The following is a 1,000-nucleotide window of genomic DNA, read 5'->3' as shown; positions in this document are numbered from 1 at the left end:
TCTTGGAGTCGCGGACGTGGATGGTGGTGGGGGTGGGGGCCACTTCGACGCAGTCGCCGTCGCCGCTGCTGCTGTAGCTGGACTTGTGCCAGGCGAGGGCGACTTCGACGCAGTCGTCGCCGTCGCCTCCGCTGTAGCTGCTTTTGAACCAGGCCAGTTCGGACGTGTTCATAGCGCTCCTCGCATCCGCTCCAACAGGCGCACGGAGTCCTCGAAGCCGAGAGCCTGTGCACGCATCCTGGCATACCGCTTCTGGAGCACGCTGACCTCTTTCGAGTCGGATACGAGCAGGCCGCCTCGCTGTCCCTCGCAGTACGCGAACCAGGTGTTCTCCGGGGTCTCCAGCAAGCGCATGGGACCGTCGAGTCCAGCATGTGCCTCCCGTACCAGAGGCATGATCTGCACCTCGACGTTCCGCAGCTCGGCAGCCTCCAGCACATGGTCGATGAGCTCTCGCGTCACGTCCACCCCACCCGTGCGCCGCAAGAACACCTGCTCCTCCAAGATGAAGCTGAACGCGGTGTTCGGCCTCTCCCGCAACAGCCGTTGCCGTTCCGCCCGAGCCACCCACTGGGCTTCGATCTGCTCGTCGTCCAGCGGCGGCAACTGGTTCGTGAACAACGTCCGGGCGTACGCCTCTGTCTGCAACAACCCGGGGATGAGGCGGCACTCATACGTGTAGAGCGTGATGGCCGTCGCCTCCATCCGCGCCCACTGCCGAAACCACGCCGCCAACCCCGGCTGCCGCCCCAGCCGCCCCGCCGCCTTCCGCAGCGCACCCGTGTTCCCCAACGCCTCGTCCGCGCGGTCCACGAACGTCGCGTCCGGCATGCGGCGCCCCAACTCCACGGACGCCACCGTGTGCTTGGAGAACCGCACGAGCTCGCCGAACTCCTCACGGCTCAGCCCCGCGTGCTCCCGCAGACCCTGGACCATCGCCCCGAACGTCCGCAGACTGTCGGACGACTCCGGCTCCCCGCCACCCATCCCTGTCTCTTAT

The 1,000-nt window shown here is 66.9% G+C and carries 2 protein-coding genes; both read right to left on the bottom strand.

The window, feature by feature from the left end:
* Nucleotides 1-172: DUF397 domain-containing protein (locus FNH08_RS50500; protein WP_152778755.1), on the bottom strand; the 172-nt coding region annotated here is incomplete at its 3' end.
* Nucleotides 169-987 (bottom strand): helix-turn-helix domain-containing protein, encoded by an 819-nt coding sequence (locus tag FNH08_RS50495; RefSeq protein WP_152778754.1) that lies wholly within the window; start codon nt 985-987, stop codon nt 169-171. The genes FNH08_RS50500 and FNH08_RS50495, both read right to left, overlap by 4 nt.
* Between the last annotated feature and the right edge of the window lie 13 nt (nt 988-1,000).

The organism is Streptomyces spongiae (genome assembly GCF_009377185.1).
Lineage (GTDB): Bacteria > Actinomycetota > Actinomycetes > Streptomycetales > Streptomycetaceae > Streptomyces > Streptomyces spongiae.
This window is presented reverse-complemented; position numbering and strand designations above follow the sequence as displayed.

What these genes read in the sequence shown, in the direction of transcription:
- FNH08_RS50495 (WP_152778754.1), bottom strand. Translation starts at nt 987, where the DNA reads ATGGGTGGCGGGGAGCCGGAGTCGTCCGACAGTCTGCGGACGTTCGGG.